14 protein-coding genes and 1 tRNA gene are annotated in these 14484 nt (G+C 63.7%); 7 read left to right on the forward strand and 8 right to left on the reverse strand.

Going from position 1 to position 14484, the window contains the following annotated elements:
- Positions 1-56: 56 nt before the first annotated feature.
- The gene (gene gabP, locus IRZ56_RS05090) at positions 57-1457 is read left to right on the forward strand and encodes a GABA permease (RefSeq protein WP_196143926.1); all 1401 of its coding nucleotides are present in this window, start codon (positions 57-59) and stop codon (positions 1455-1457) included.
- A 175-nt stretch (positions 1458-1632) separates the two neighbouring features.
- Here gabP and IRZ56_RS05095 read toward each other — a convergent pair whose 3' ends face one another.
- The 5 genes from IRZ56_RS05095 to IRZ56_RS05115 all read right to left on the reverse strand — a co-directional run bounded on the left by IRZ56_RS05095 (position 1633) and on the right by IRZ56_RS05115 (position 6020).
- Entirely contained in the window at positions 1633-2076 is a 444-nt protein-coding gene (locus IRZ56_RS05095; RefSeq protein WP_196143927.1) for a hypothetical protein, read from the reverse strand.
- A gap of 194 nt (positions 2077-2270) precedes the next feature.
- Positions 2271-2346 (reverse strand) — tRNA-Phe (locus tag IRZ56_RS05100).
- 91 nt (positions 2347-2437) lie between these two features.
- Positions 2438-2710, reverse strand: a complete 273-nt coding sequence (locus tag IRZ56_RS05105) for an oxidative damage protection protein (protein ID WP_196143928.1) — start codon at positions 2708-2710, stop codon at positions 2438-2440.
- The gene (gene mutY, locus IRZ56_RS05110; RefSeq protein WP_196143929.1) at positions 2707-3774 is read right to left on the reverse strand and encodes an A/G-specific adenine glycosylase; all 1068 of its coding nucleotides are present in this window, start codon (positions 3772-3774) and stop codon (positions 2707-2709) included. Before mutY ends, IRZ56_RS05105 begins: the two co-directional genes overlap by 4 nt.
- Positions 3771-6020, reverse strand: coding sequence for an AsmA family protein (locus tag IRZ56_RS05115; RefSeq protein WP_196143930.1), 2250 nt, complete (start codon positions 6018-6020; stop codon positions 3771-3773). The genes mutY and IRZ56_RS05115 overlap by 4 nt, the downstream gene beginning before the upstream one ends.
- 353 nt (positions 6021-6373) lie before the next feature.
- Here IRZ56_RS05115 and hisB point away from each other — a divergent pair, with 353 nt between their 5' ends.
- From hisB to hisF, 5 genes are read left to right on the forward strand one after another with little or no spacing between them, the layout of a single operon-like run.
- Complete coding sequence (hisB, locus tag IRZ56_RS05120; RefSeq protein WP_084856616.1) at positions 6374-6967, forward strand: imidazoleglycerol-phosphate dehydratase HisB; 594 nt, start codon at positions 6374-6376, stop codon at positions 6965-6967.
- Entirely contained in the window at positions 6967-7605 is a 639-nt protein-coding gene (gene hisH / locus IRZ56_RS05125; protein ID WP_196143931.1) for an imidazole glycerol phosphate synthase subunit HisH, read from the forward strand. Before hisB ends, hisH begins: the two co-directional genes overlap by 1 nt.
- Positions 7606-7866: a DUF2164 domain-containing protein gene (locus IRZ56_RS05130; protein ID WP_196143932.1), complete on the forward strand. Its 261-nt coding sequence runs from the start codon at positions 7606-7608 to the stop codon at positions 7864-7866.
- A gap of 27 nt (positions 7867-7893) precedes the next feature.
- Positions 7894-8631 (forward strand): 1-(5-phosphoribosyl)-5-[(5-phosphoribosylamino)methylideneamino]imidazole-4-carboxamide isomerase, encoded by a 738-nt coding sequence (gene hisA, locus IRZ56_RS05135; protein ID WP_084856396.1) that lies wholly within the window; start codon positions 7894-7896, stop codon positions 8629-8631.
- A gap of 10 nt (positions 8632-8641) precedes the next feature.
- On the forward strand, positions 8642-9412 hold the full coding sequence (gene hisF / locus IRZ56_RS05140) for an imidazole glycerol phosphate synthase subunit HisF (protein WP_084856393.1): 771 nt from the start codon (positions 8642-8644) through the stop codon (positions 9410-9412).
- A gap of 125 nt (positions 9413-9537) precedes the next feature.
- On the opposite strand, the gene choV is transcribed toward hisF, so the two are convergent.
- From choV to IRZ56_RS05155, 3 genes are all read right to left on the reverse strand, one after another.
- Positions 9538-10716 carry a choline ABC transporter ATP-binding protein gene (gene choV, locus IRZ56_RS05145; protein ID WP_196143933.1) on the reverse strand — a complete coding sequence of 393 codons (1179 nt, stop codon included), beginning with the start codon at positions 10714-10716 and terminating at the stop codon, positions 9538-9540.
- Positions 10713-11561: a choline ABC transporter permease subunit gene (gene choW, locus IRZ56_RS05150; protein WP_196144015.1), complete on the reverse strand. Its 849-nt coding sequence runs from the start codon at positions 11559-11561 to the stop codon at positions 10713-10715. The genes choV and choW overlap by 4 nt, the downstream gene beginning before the upstream one ends.
- 86 nt (positions 11562-11647) lie before the next feature.
- Positions 11648-12595 carry a choline ABC transporter substrate-binding protein gene (locus IRZ56_RS05155; RefSeq protein ID WP_196143934.1) on the reverse strand — a complete coding sequence of 316 codons (948 nt, stop codon included), beginning with the start codon at positions 12593-12595 and terminating at the stop codon, positions 11648-11650.
- A gap of 443 nt (positions 12596-13038) precedes the next feature.
- Between IRZ56_RS05155 and IRZ56_RS05160 the strand changes: the two genes are divergently transcribed.
- Positions 13039-14415 carry an L-serine ammonia-lyase gene (locus tag IRZ56_RS05160; RefSeq protein ID WP_196143935.1) on the forward strand — a complete coding sequence of 459 codons (1377 nt, stop codon included), beginning with the start codon at positions 13039-13041 and terminating at the stop codon, positions 14413-14415.
- Positions 14416-14484: the final 69 nt, after the last annotated feature.

Below are 14484 nucleotides of genomic sequence, written 5' to 3' on the forward strand. Positions count from 1 at the left end.
CCAGGCGCGCCTCGTTCATGCAGTTCGGGTGGTCCACTCCTTACAAAGGTAGTTTTATGAGCGGTAAGCACAATTCCAATGACCTCGCTCAGGGGCTCAAGCAACGGCATGTGACCATGCTGTCCATCGCTGGCGTAATCGGCGCCGGCCTGTTCGTCGGCTCCGGCCACGCCATCGCCGCAGCCGGCCCGGCCGTGCTGTTGGCCTATGCGGCTGCCGGCACCCTGGTGGTGCTGGTGATGCGCATGCTCGGCGAGATGGCCATCGCCTCGCCGGACACCGGTTCTTTCTCTACCTACGCCGACCGCTCCATCGGTCGCTGGGCAGGCTTCACCATCGGCTGGCTGTACTGGTGGTTCTGGGTGCTGGTGATCCCGCTGGAGGCCAACGCCGCCGCCGCCATCCTGCATGCCTGGTTCCCCGCTGTGGACCTCTGGGCCTTCTCCCTCATCATCACCTTGGCGCTGACCCTGACCAACTTGTGCAGCGTGAAGAATTACGGTGAGTTCGAATTCTGGTTCGCCCTGCTCAAGGTGCTGGCGATCATCGGCTTCATCGTGGTCGGCTGCGTGGCCATGTTCGGCCTGGTGCCGGGCAGCCAGGTCAGCGGTGCCAGCCACCTGTTCGACACCCAGGGCTTCATGCCCAACGGCCTGGGCGCGGTGCTGGCAGCCATGCTGACCACCATGTTCTCGTTCATGGGTACCGAAATCGTCACCATCGCCGCAGCCGAGTCGAAGGACCCGGGCAAGCAGATCAGTCGCGCCACCAATTCGGTGATCTGGCGTATCTGCCTGTTCTACTTGGTGTCGATCTTCCTGGTGGTGGCCCTGGTGCCGTGGAACGACCCAGCCCTGGCCGAAACCGGTTCCTATCAGACCGTGCTGAGCCGCATCGGCGTGCCGAACGCCAAGCTGATCGTCGACATCGTCGTGCTGATCGCCGTGACCAGCTGCCTGAACTCGGCGCTCTACACCTCCTCGCGCATGCTGTTCTCCCTGAGCAAGCGTGGCGATGCCCCGGCCGTGGCCCAGCGCACCACCAAAGCGGGCACCCCGCACTGGGCGGTATTGCTGTCCACCGCGGCGGCGTTCCTCTGCGTGTTCGCCAACTACGTGGCGCCGGCGGCGGTGTTCGAGTTCCTGCTGGCCAGCTCCGGCGCCATCGCTCTGCTGGTGTACCTGGTGATTGCCGTGTCGCAGCTGCGCATGCGCAGCCAGCGTGAGGCGCGTGGTGAGAAGATCGCCTTCAAGATGTGGCTGTTCCCGGGGCTGACCTGGGCGACCATCGCCTTCATCGTCGCCGTGCTGGCGGTGATGGCGCTGCGTGAAGATCACCGTGCCGAAATCATCGCCACTGCGCTGCTGAGCATTGGTGTGGTAGCCGCCGGCCTGTTGGTGCAGCGCAAGCGCAAGGCTCAGGGCCAGGCTGAAGGTCGGGCTGTGCTGGATAACTGACCCGGCTGGCTGAAATGAAAAGGCCGCGCCCGGTGAAGGGTGCGGCCTTTTTTGTTCGTATTGGTGGCTTCTATCGCCGGCGAGCCGGCTCCCACAGGAATGGTGCAAGCAGAGCCCCGGTGGGAGCCGGCTTGCCGGCGATAGGGCCAGGCCCGGCAATGGAAATGAAGGAACCTCAGCCGAACTGTTTCTGCTGTTGCTGCTGCTTGGCCACCACTTCCGAGGCCGCTACATAGGCTTCCTGGAACTCGTCGCTCTCCAGCCAGGCCATGGTTGCATCCTCGTCGGTGCCGTCGAGCCACTGACGGTAGGCGGTGAACACCATGACGATGTAGTCGGTGGCGTGTTCTTCCTTGTGCCCCTTGAGCACCAGAGCCAGCAGCGGGTCGACCAGGAACACCGAGATCATCGGCACCAGGCCGTTCTCCTGGGCTTCCTTCATCTTCTCGAACAGGCTGGTGTAGCTGCCCGAGTCCATGGCTTTCTTGAACACCTGCTCGACGCTGGCGCTGTCGCCGGCACTGGCCTTGACCGCCTGGCCGCTGCGCACCATGCGGTTCTGCTTGGCCTTGGTGGCGGCGCGCTTGGCGCGTTTCTGTTGCTTGGTATTGGAGGCCATGGGCGAATCCTTGGGGTGTCTGGAAAATGCGCGTATTGAAGCGCAGTTGTCGGAGAAACCCAAGTGCAGGACGGGGCCGCTGTGCGACCCATCGCGGGGCAGCAGCTTCCAAAATCCAAGACAACAAAAAACCCGCACTAGGCGGGTTTCTTGTTGTCGCTTCGGGTAACTTTGCAACCACCAGAAGCTGAAGGTGGTGCCCAGAGACGGAGTCGAACCGCCGACACGAGGATTTTCAATCCTCTGCTCTACCGACTGAGCTATCTGGGCGACGGGGCGAATTAAAAAGGTTTTCAGGCCTTCCGTCAACGACTTTTTTGAAATTTTTTTAAATTAATTCCGTCGCTTACGTTTTTCGGGGTCATTCGCTGGGTGGAACGTAGCCTTCGGCCTGGGCGTAGTCTTCGCCGGCAAAGAACTTGTCCATTTCCGCCTGGAGGAACTTGCGGTCCTCGGCGTTCATCATGTTCAGGCGCTTCTCGTTGATCAGCATGGTCTGGTGCTTCTGCCACTCGTCCCAGGCCTTCTGCGAGATATTGTCGAAGATGTCCTGGCCCTTGGCGCCCGGGTAGGGTGGGCGGGGCAGGCCGGGGAGTTCTTCGTTGTACTTGCGGCACTTCACGGTGCGGGTCATCGGGCGTCTCCTGCAATCAATTCGTCGGCCGCGCGTTTGAGCAGCTTCTTGACCGGGGCGGCGAGGCCCAGGCGCGGCGGGGTGGCCAGGTTATACCAGAGCCAGTCGGGCTCGGCCACGGGCGGGCCGAGCGGGTCGACGCGCACCAGCCAGGGCTCGATGGCCAGCTGGAAATGGCTGAAGGTGTGGGTCAGGCCGTCCAGGGCCTGGCTGGCGGTGGTGCGCAGGCCGTGCTGGTAGGCCAGGTCGTCGATCTGCTCGAGGCTCTCCAGCTCCGGTAGGCTCCACAGCCCACCCCACAAACCGCTGGAAGGGCGGCGGTAGAGCAGGATGGCGCCTTCCTGGTTGGCCAGCAGCGGCATCAAGGTGCGGCGCTGGGGTAGCGTCTTGCGCGGCTTGGGCTCGGGGTAATGGGTTTGCTGGCCGAGCAGGTTAGCCTGGCAACCGCGCTGCAGCGGGCAGATCAGGCAGCTGGGCTTGCTGCGGGTGCAGAGCGTCGCGCCCAGGTCCATCATCGCCTGGGTGTAGTGGTTGGCCCGGTGTTGCGGCGTGAAGCGCTCCGCGGTGGCCCAGAGCATGTTGGCCACCTTGGGCTCGCCGGGGTAGCCGGCCTGGGCGGTGTAGCGGGCCAGCACACGCTTGACGTTGCCGTCCAGGATCGGCGCGCGGATGCCCATGCTGATGCTGGCGATGGCCCCGGCGGTGGAGCGACCGATGCCGGGCAGTTCGGTGAGCTGCTCGACGCTGCGCGGGAACTCACCGCCATGGCGCTCGACCACCATCCGGGCAGCCTTCTGCAGGTTGCGCGCCCGGGTGTAGTAGCCAAGGCCCGTCCACAGGTGCAGCACTTCGTCTTCCGGCGCTTCGGCCAAGGCCTGCACGGTAGGCAGGGCCTGCATGAAGCGGTCGAAATAGTTGAGCACGGTGCTCACCTGGGTTTGCTGCAGCATGATTTCCGACACCCACACCCGGTAGGGCGTGATGCCCTGTTGCCAGGGCAGGTCATGGCGGCCGTGCTGGTCGTACCACTGCAATACGGCACTGGAGAACTGCTCGGGGCTCATCGCTTGAACAGCCCCTTGAGCACGTCCTTCACTTCCGGGCTCACCTTGTCACCGAGCTTTTCGTCGAGCTTCTCCTGCAGGCGGTTGCCGGCCAGCTTGGCGGCCACCTTGCCCAGGCCGTCCTGGTCCAGGCGGCAGGCCTTGGCGCCCAGCTCCAGCGGGCCGCGGCAGCGCAGCGGGATTTCGACGCCGACGTAGCGTTCGTTGACCTGGCAGGCCGGGTCCGGCATGGCGCGCTGGTCGCCTTCGACGATCACGCCGACGTTGTAGTCCATGCCCAGCACGCGCAGGTCCACATCACCGTGACCATTGACGGTCAGGCCCGGAATGCGTGCCTTGAGGTCGGGGTTGCTGGCAACGCCGTTGCGCACCACCAGGCTGCCGCGCAGCTCCTGGAAGGGGGTGTCCTTGCCGCGGGGTTCGCCGCTCAGGGTCTTGCGGTTGAGCGTCGCGATGGCGTGGCACAGCTGCTGCTCGAGGTTGGCATTGACTAGCACGCCATCGGTGATGGTGAAGTTGGCGTTGCCGTTGAGGGTGTCGACCAGCGCCTTCTGACTGTTGCCGGTGGCGGTCAGGTCGCTGGCCAGGGTCAGCAGGCCCTTGAGTGGCGGCGCCTGGTCAGGGCTGTCGCGTTTGATGAAGTGCTCCACCGGCACGCGATTGATCTTGGTGTTCACGCCGACCTGCGGCACGGCAGGGCGCACGTCGACGGTGCCCTTGGCCTCGAAGGTGCCGTCGTACAGGCCGCCGCGCAGGGTCTCGAGGGTCAGCAGGCCGCCCTGGCCGTTGGCCTTGAGCTGGGCGTCGGTGATCGGCAGCTTGTCCAGGGTCAGGGCGCCGAACGCCAGGTCGGCCTGCAGGTCCACCTGGCGCAGGCGGTCCACCGGCAGCAGCTTGTCGTTGCTCCAGGCCACCTGGGTCGGGGCCTTGGGCAGCGGTGTGGTGCTCGGGCCGGCCACGGCAGTGGTTTCCTGCTGTTTGACCTCGGCCTGGCGTGCGGCGGTGGCGCCCTTGGCCTGCTCGCTCTTGGCCAGCAGGTAGCGGTCGGCGTCGAACTTGTCGCCCTTCAGACGGACGCGCAGGGCTTGCTTGGCGAAGTCTTCGATGGCCACGCGGCCGCTGAAGGTACTGTCGTCCAGCTTCACCGCCAGGTCTTCCAGGGCCAGGCTGGTGGGGTTGGCCTGCAGGCGGGTGACCAGTTCGAGCTTGGCGAACGCGGCTGGGTCGGCGGTGGCCGGCAACGGGTGGCCGATGCTGTCGAGGAAGGTGCGCAAGTCGAACTGGGCGATGGACAGGCCGCCGCTCAATTGTGGCGTCTTGTCCAGGTCGCGCAGGTTCAGCTCGCCCAGGGCGCGCAGTTGGTTGGCGGACAGCTTCAGGCCGTTCCACGACGCCACGTTGGCCGCGAGGTCGACCAGCAGTTGGCCTTGAGCGGCGAAGGTCATGGTCTTGCCGGCCAGCGGTTCGCCGGAAGTCTCGCCGGTCAGGCGCATATCTTCGAAGTTGTAGCGCTTGAGCTTGCGATCGAAGCGCAGTTCGCCGGTCAGCTCCGTGCGTGCCTTGAGGCTTGGTTGGCCGACACTGAGGAAGGCGCTGGCCTTGAGCGGAATGTTCGAACCTTCGTGGACGGCACCGGTGCTCAGTTGGATGCTCTCGGCGCTGAAGGTCTGGCCGGTCTTGGCGTCGGTGTACTGCACCTGGGCGTTGTTGACGGTCAGGCTGTCGATGTCCAGCTTGACCATGCGCTCGCGGGTATCTTCCTTGTTTGCCGAGGCCTCGGTATCGGTGGCAGCGGGTGCCTGGTCCTTGTTGGCCGGGGTGGTGCTGGCGTCTGGCGCGGGCAGCGGTTTTCCGATGTCTTCCCAGTTGCCGTGGCCGTGCTCGTCACGGGCCAGGGTCAGGTTCAGGCCTTCGACGCGTACATCGCTCATCTGCACTTCGCGGCGCAGCAGCGGCAGCGCACGGACCGACAGGCCGAGCATCTGCAGGTCGGCGAAGGGCTCCTTTGGCTTGGTCAGGGTGGCGATGCTGGCTTCGTGCAGCTCCAGGCCCAACCAGGGGAACAGGCTCCAGCCAATATCGCCATTCAAGGTCAGCTCGACATGGGCCTTGTCGCGGGCCAGTTGGCGAATCTCGTCTTTATAGTCGTTGGGATCGAAGAGGTGGGTCAGGGCGAAGCCCAGTGCCACGATGATCAGCAGCAACCCGAGAAGCCCCAGTCCCAGGATTTTGCCGAACGCTTTCATGGGCGAGTCCTTGTAGTCCGTTTTTGAAATTCAAGCGGGAGAGTATAGCGCTGTGGGTATGACGTCTGCGTAGTTTGTGGGAGCGGCGGTCGGGTGCTGATGCTGTGGGAGCGGGCCTGCGCTGTTTTCAGAGACGCCGCCGTACCTGTGGGAGCTGGCTTGCCAGCGATAGGACCGGGGCAAGCCACTCAAGACAGTTGGCTCCCACAAGTCCGGCGTTGGCCGGTCGCCTCGCGGAGCAAACAGAAAAATTACAGATATGCGACATTGCCATATGTCATCCGCGTTCCAAGCGGGCGCGTTCTAGGCCTATAATGGCAGCCTTTTCGCCCAATGATTTTGCGGAGCTGGTGATGGTCGAACGTAAGGCTTCCGTCGAGCGCAATACCCTGGAAACCCAGGTAAAAGCCTCGATCAACCTCGATGGCAGTGGCAAGGCCCGATTCGATATCGGTGTGCCTTTCCTTGAACACATGCTCGACCAGATCGCCCGGCATGGGCTGATCGATCTGGACATCGAGTGCAAGGGTGACCTGCATATCGACGACCACCATACCGTCGAAGACGTCGGCATCACCCTGGGCCAGGCATTCGCCCAGGCCATCGGTGACAAGAAAGGCATCCGCCGCTACGGCCATTCCTACGTGCCGCTGGACGAAGCCCTGTCGCGAGTGGTGATCGATTTCTCCGGCCGCCCGGGCTTGCAGATGCACGTGCCCTACACCCGCGCCAGCGTGGGGGGCTTCGATGTCGACCTGTTCCAGGAATTCTTCCAGGGCTTCGTCAACCACGCCCTGGTGACCTTGCACATCGACAACCTGCGTGGCCACAACACCCACCACCAGATCGAAACCGTCTTCAAGGCCTTCGGCCGCGCCCTGCGCATGGCCGTCGAGCTGGACGAGCGCATGGCCGGGCAGATGCCTTCCACCAAGGGATGCCTGTAATGCAGACGGTTGCGGTAATCGACTATGGCATGGGCAACCTGCACTCGGTGGCCAAGGCCCTCGAGCACGTAGGGGCCGGGAAGGTGCTGGTCACCAGCGACGCTAACGTGATCCGCGAGGCCGACCGCGTGGTGTTTCCCGGTGTTGGCGCGATTCGCGACTGCATGGCCGAAATCCGCCGCCTGGGCTTCGACAGCCTGGTGCGTGAGGTCAGCCAGGACCGCCCGTTCCTCGGCATCTGCGTGGGCATGCAAGCGCTGCTCGACCGCAGTGAGGAAAACGACGGCGTCGATTGCATCGGCCTATTCCCCGGCCAGGTACGTTTCTTCGGCAAGAGCCTGCAAGAGGATGGCGAGCACCTGAAGGTGCCGCACATGGGCTGGAATGAAGTCAGCCAGGTCAATGACCACCCGCTGTGGCATGACATCCCCGACCGCGCGCGCTTCTATTTCGTGCACAGCTACTTCATCGAAGCCGGCAAGGCGAGCCAGGTGGTCGGTCGCGGCCACTATGGCGTCGATTTCGCCGCCGCGCTGGCCGACGGCTCGCGCTTTGCCGTGCAGTTCCACCCAGAGAAGAGCCATACCCATGGCCTGCAGCTGCTGCAGAACTTCGTCGCCTGGGACGGGCGCTGGTAAATGAGCAGGTCGCGGACCAAGGCCCCGGTCATCACCCTGGCCCCGGAACAGGAGCGCGAGGCACTCGACACGCTCAAGCGTTTTCTCGAAGACCGCTTCGAGCTGGCGCTGGGGTCGTTCGAGGTGGCCGAGGTCCTCGAGCTGTTCAGCAAGGAAATTGCACCTCATTACTACAACAGGGCGATTGCCGATGTTCAGCTGCACCTCAAGGAGCGGTTCGAGAGCATCGAGAGCGACCTGTGGGCATTCGAGAAGCCCTGAATTCCACTGATTAGACAGGTTCCCAAGATGCTGATTATCCCCGCTATCGATCTCAAGGACGGTGCCTGCGTACGCCTGCGCCAAGGCCGCATGGACGACTCCACGGTATTTTCCGACGACCCGGTGAGCATGGCCGCCAAGTGGGTCGAAGGTGGCTGCCGTCGCTTGCACCTGGTCGACCTGAACGGCGCCTTCGAAGGCCAGCCGGTCAACGGTGAAGTGGTCACCGCCATCGCCAAGCGCTACCCGAACCTGCCGATCCAGATCGGTGGTGGCATCCGTTCGCTGGAAACCATCGAGCACTACGTCAAGGCTGGCGTGAGCTACGTGATCATCGGCACCAAGGCGGTCAAGCAGCCTGAGTTCGTGGCCGAGGCGTGCAAGGCCTTCCCCGGCAAGGTCATCGTCGGCCTGGATGCCAAGGACGGCTTCGTCGCCACCGACGGCTGGGCCGAGGTCAGCTCGGTGCAGGTCATCGACCTGGCCAAGCGCTTCGAGGCCGACGGCGTCTCGGCGATCGTCTACACCGACATCGCCAAGGACGGCATGATGCAGGGCTGCAACGTGCCCTTCACCAAGGCCCTGGCCGAAGCCACCTCGATCCCGGTGATCGCCTCGGGCGGCATCCACAACCTGGGCGATATCAAGGCCCTGCTGGACGCCAAGGCTCCCGGCATCATCGGCGCCATCACCGGCCGCGCCATCTATGAAGGCACCCTGGATGTCGCCGAGGCCCAGGCCTTCTGCGACAACTACCAAGGCTGAGGAACGATAAATGGCACTGGCCAAGCGCATCATCCCTTGCCTGGACGTGGACAACGGCCGGGTGGTCAAGGGCGTCAAGTTCGAGAACATCCGCGATGCCGGCGACCCGGTGGAGATCGCCCGCCGCTACGATGAGCAGGGGGCCGACGAGATCACCTTCCTCGACATCACCGCCAGCGTCGACGGCCGTGACACCACCCTGCACACCGTCGAGCGCATGGCCAGCCAGGTGTTCATCCCGCTGACCGTTGGTGGGGGCGTGCGTACCGTGCAGGACATCCGCAACCTGCTCAACGCCGGTGCCGACAAGGTGTCGATCAATACCGCCGCAGTGTTCAACCCGGAATTCGTGGGCGAGGCCGCCGACCGTTTCGGTTCGCAGTGCATCGTCGTCGCCATCGACGCCAAGAAGGTCTCGGGCCCTGGCGAAACGCCGCGCTGGGAGATCTTCACCCATGGCGGGCGCAAGCCGACTGGGCTGGACGCGGTGGAGTGGGCGAAGAAGATGGAAGGCCTGGGTGCCGGCGAGATCCTGCTGACCAGCATGGACCAGGACGGCATGAAGAGCGGTTTCGACCTGGGTGTCACCCGGGCCATCAGCGATGCGCTGGGGATCCCTGTGATCGCGTCCGGCGGCGTGGGCAACCTGCAACACCTGGCCGACGGGATCCTGGAAGGGCATGCCAGTGCGGTGCTTGCGGCCAGCATCTTCCACTTCGGTGAGTACACGGTGCCAGAGGCGAAGGCCTACATGGCTTCGCGTGGGATCGTCGTGCGCTGAGCCATTGATTGGGGGGGCTTTGCAGCCCTATCGCGGCACAAGGCCGCTCCCACAAGGCAGGTATTGCACCATCCTTGTGGGAGCGGCCTTGTGCCGCGATAGGGCCGCAGCGCGGCCCCATTTCATTACCCGTGGTTCTTGCCCAGCAACGCGTGATACAGCTCGCTGTCGCCCAGAATCCCCACCACCTTATCGTTCTCCTGCAACACCAGCTTGTTACCGGTGTGGTAGCGAATCTGCAAGGCATCGCGCATGCCGATGTCGGCGTTGACCAGGGTCGGCCTGCGTCCCAGGGTCTCCACATCCTGCCCCGGCGCCCAGTTCTGCAGGTCCAGGCCGTTCTGGCCCTGGCGAGCGCGCTTGATCGAGCCACCTTCGCCCAGGTCCAGCCAGGAATCGCCGCTTGGGTCCAGGCATACCGAGCCATTGACCCGCTTGCAGTTGTCCAGGCTGCGCATCAGGCTGCGGCCGCACAGGACGTTGAGCGGGTTGGTGTGGGCGACGAAGGTGCGCACATACTCGTCAGCCGGGTTGAGGACGATTTCCTCGGGCTTGCTGTACTGGATGATCCGGCCATCTTTCATGATGGCGATGCGGCTACCCAGCTTGAGGGCTTCGTCCAGGTCGTGGCTGACGAACACGATGGTCTTATGCAGCTTGCGCTGCAGCTCCAGCAGTTCATCCTGCAGGCCCTGACGGATCAGCGGGTCGAGGGCCGAGAACGGTTCGTCCATCAGCAGGATGTCGGCGTCCATCGCCAGCGCACGGGCCAGGCCCACGCGCTGCTGCATGCCACCGGAGAGCTCGTCGGGCTTCTTGTTGCGCCACTGGGTCAGGCCCACCAGCTCGAGCTTCTCGTCCACCAGCTTGCGCCGCTCCTTCTCGGGGCGGCCCTGCATTTCCAGGCCGAAGCTGATGTTCTCGCGCACCGTCAGCCACGGCATCAGGGCGAATTTCTGGAACACCATGGCGATGCGCTTGGTGCGCATCATCTTCAGTTCTGCCGGGGTGCAGTGGGCGATGTCGATGTGCTTGCCTTCATGCTCGACGAACAGCTTGCCACGGCTGACGGTGTTCAGGCCGTTGATGCAGCGCAGCAGGCTGGACTTGCCCGAGCCGGACAGGCCCATGAGCACGCAGATCTCGCCTTTATTGATATCCAGGTTGGCTTTTTCGACGCCCACCACCAGGCCGGTCTTCTTGAGGATCTGCTCGCGGGTCTGGCCTTGGTCGAGCAGCGACAGCGCTTCGCGCGGCTTGTTGGAGAAGATGACGTCAACGTCTTCGAAACGAATGATGCTCATTGCTCACCTCGTGCCGGCAGCTCCGGTTGCTTGCAGATACGGTCCAGCATGATCGCCAGCAGCACGATCGCCAGGCCCGCCTCGAAGCCGAGGGCGATATCGGCGGTGTTCAGTGCGTTGACCACCGGTTTGCCCAGGCCGTCGGCGCCCACCAGGGCGGCGATCACGACCATCGACAGCGACAGCATGATGCATTGGGTGACGCCGGCGGCGATGCTCGGCATCGCGTGCGGCAGTTCGATGCGGGTCAGCAGCTGGCGGCGCGAGCAGCCGAAGGCCTTGCCGGCGTCGAGCAGCTCCTGCGGCACGTCGCAGATACCCAGGTAGGTAAGGCGGATGGGCGCGGCGATGGCGAACACCACCGTGGAGATCAGCCCCGGGACCACGCCCAGGCCGAACAGGGTCAGGGTCGGGATCAGGTAGACGAAGGTTGGGACCGTCTGCATCAGGTCCAGGACCGGGCGCATGGCGGTATAGAACATCGGCTTGTGCGCAGCGACGATGCCCAGCGGCACGCCGATGGCCACGCAGACCACCGTGGCGAAGGTCACCTGCGCCAGGGTTTCCATGGTTTCCTGCCAGTAGCCCAAGTTAAAGATGAGCAAAAAGGACAGGGCGACGAAAACGGTCAGCGCCCATTTGCGCTGGATGAAGTGCGCCAGGGCGGCGAACAGGGCGATGAGGACGTAGGGGTTGAACCAGGTCAGGGAGCTGGTAACTCCGCTGATCATGAATTCGAGGCCCTGGGCGATGGCATCGAAATAGTTGGCGCCGTTCTGGGTCAGCCATTCGACGAAGGAGGCGATGTACTGCCCCAGCGGTATTTTCTGATCGATAAGCATGATAGCGAGCTTCCACCTGCAAAGATTGAAATCAGTCCGGGGCAGGCGAGCCCGCCCCGAGGTAGTGCCAATTGCTACTGCATCCTTGTTTATTGCGTCAGTTTGGCCTTGGCCGCCTCCAGCCCCGGTTTGCCATCCACGGTCGTCACCCCGGCCAGCCAGGTGTCGAGCACTTGCGGGTTGTTCTTCAGCCACGCCTTGGCGGCAGCCTCTGGCTTCATCTTGTCGTCCAGGACGTTACCCATGAGGGTGCTTTCCATGTCGAGGGTGAACGACAGGTTCTTCAGCAACTGGCCAACGTTGCTGCATTCCTGCGTGTAGCCCTTGCGGGTATTGGTCAGCACGGTCGCCTTGCCGAACTCGGGGCCGAAGAAATCATCCCCACCGGACAGGTACTGCATCTTGAAACGCTTGTTCATCGGGTGCGGTTCCCAGCCCAGGAACACCACCGCCTCGCCGCGTTTTTGCGAACGGTCCACCTGCGACAGCATGCCCGCCTCGCTGGACTGGACCAGCTTGAAGCCGGCGTCCTTCAGGCCGAAGGCGTTCTTGTCGATCATGCTCTGGATGGTGCGGTTGCCATCGTTGCCAGGCTCGATGCCGTAGATCTTGCCGCCCAGCTCCTTCTTGAACTTGGGAATGTCGGCGAAATCCTTCAGGCCCTTGTCGTACAGCGCCTGGGGGACCGCCAGGGTGTACTTGGCGTTTTCCAGGTTGGCGCGCACCGTCTCGACCGTCCCGGCGTCACGGTACTGCTTGATGTCGTTCTCCATGGTCGGCATCCAGTTGCCGAGGAACACGTCCAGGTCCTTGCCGGCGGCCAGCGACTTGTAGGTCACCGGCACCGAGATCATGTTGGTGTGGGTCTTGTAGCCCAAAGCTTCGAGGACAACGCTGGTGACGGCGGTGGTCACGGTGATGTCGGTCCAGCCGACATCCGAGAACCGCACCGTCTGGCATTGCTCGGGCTCCACGGCCTGAGCCAGTAGGGGGGTTGCGAGCATCGCGGCCAGCAAGAGCGAGGGTGAACCTTTCATGGGTGGACTCCTGTGATTTTTTCTTCGGGTTTCTCGCGGGGCGCCGGGCTTTCTCTAGGCTCCGGTCGACCAGGCCTGCAGAGGGCAGGTTGCGAGGCCGTGTATTACGAGTCGCTTTCGATAATCCCCCAGCGTTCGGCAATCGCCTACTGGTGGGGTCGTAACCAGTACAGGACGGGTCGCATCCAGTAAGGGCAAGGTCGCATATGGATTTTTCCACCCACCGCCGGGTGTTTTTGCGTCGCCAGGGCCTCTGAAAACGGCGGTCATGTGACCCGGACAGGGCGGCGTTGCTGGACAAAAGTACGTCGGTTGCAGACGGCGGGGGGTGGGTCAAAAGCCCGATGATGCGTGCATTCGCGGCAACCCGCGTCATTAGCCTAGCAGTTGCTCATCCCGCCATATGCCGCGGGCAGACAAGCCCATCAAGAGGTGATTCGACAATGGCCATCAGCGTGTTCGACCTGTTCAAGATCGGTGTCGGGCCTTCCAGCTCCCACACCGTTGGCCCCATGCGTGCTGGCGCCCTGTTCGTCCAGGGTCTGCGTGAACGAGGCGAGCTGGAGCAGGTGCGGCGAGTGGAAGTGCGGCTGTATGGCTCGCTGTCGGCCACCGGCGTCGGCCACGGTACCGATAACGCCACGGTCATGGGCCTGATGGGCGAATGGCCCGACGCCATCGACCCCACGGTGATCGCCCCGCGTATCGCCGAGCTGCGTGAAACCAATACCTTGCAGCTCGATGGCCGCTTGCCGGTCGAGTTCGTCTGGGCGCGCGACATGCTGCTGCTGGACGAGAACCTGCCCTACCACCCCAACGCCATGACCCTGATCGCCGAAGGCGCGCAGGGCGAACTGCACCGCGATACCTACTACTCGGTCGGTGGCGGCTTCGTCGTCGACGCCGCCCAGGCCGCCAGCGGCGTGCTTGACGCTGACCAGACCGTGCTGCCGTACGACTTCAACAGCGCAGCCGAACTGCTGCAGCTGTGCAAGCAAAACGACCTGCGCGTGTCGCAATTGATGATGGCGAACGAGAAAGCCTGGCGCAGCGAGGAAGAAATCCGTGCCGGCCTGCTCAAGCTCTGGGACGCTATGCAGGAATGCGTGAACAACGGCCTCAAGTATGAAGGCACGCTGCCTGGCGGGCTGAATGTTCGCCGCCGCGCCGCCAAGCTGCATCGCAGCCTGCAGGAGCTGGGCAAACCCAACGTGATTGGTTCGACCATGAGCGCCATGGAGTGGGTGAACCTGTTCGCCCTGGCGGTCAACGAAGAGAACGCCGCTGGCGGGCGCATGGTCACCGCGCCTACCAATGGTGCCGCCGGTATCATCCCGGCAGTGCTGCACTACTACATGCGCTTCTCGGATGTGGTGGACGAATCCAACGTTGTGGACTTCTTCCTCAGCGCGGCCGCGGTCGGCATCCTGTGCAAGAAGAACGCGTCCATTTCCGGTGCCGAGGTCGGCTGCCAGGGTGAAGTCGGTTCGGCCTGCGCCATGGCGGCTGCCGGCCTTGCCGAAGTGCTGGGCGCTACCCCGCCACAGGTGGAAAACGCCGCCGAGATCGCCCTTGAGCACAACTTGGGCCTGACCTGCGACCCGGTCGGTGGCCTGGTCCAGGTGCCATGCATCGAGCGCAACGCCATTGCCGCGGTGAAGGCGATCAACGCGGTGCAAATGGCCCTGCGTGGCGATGGCGAGCACTTCATCTCTCTCGACCAGGTGATCCGCACCATGCGTGACACCGGCGCCGACATGCACGACAAGTACAAGGAAACATCCCGCGGCGGTCTTGCGGTCAGCGCCATCGAGTGCTGATGCGCCATTTTCACCCGTTTTTGCCCGGTATGCCGCATGTTGGCGCACCGGGCGTTTCCCCTACCGATC

The sequence above is a fragment of the Pseudomonas guariconensis genome (assembly GCF_015680235.1).
Lineage (GTDB): Bacteria > Pseudomonadota > Gammaproteobacteria > Pseudomonadales > Pseudomonadaceae > Aquipseudomonas > Aquipseudomonas guariconensis_A.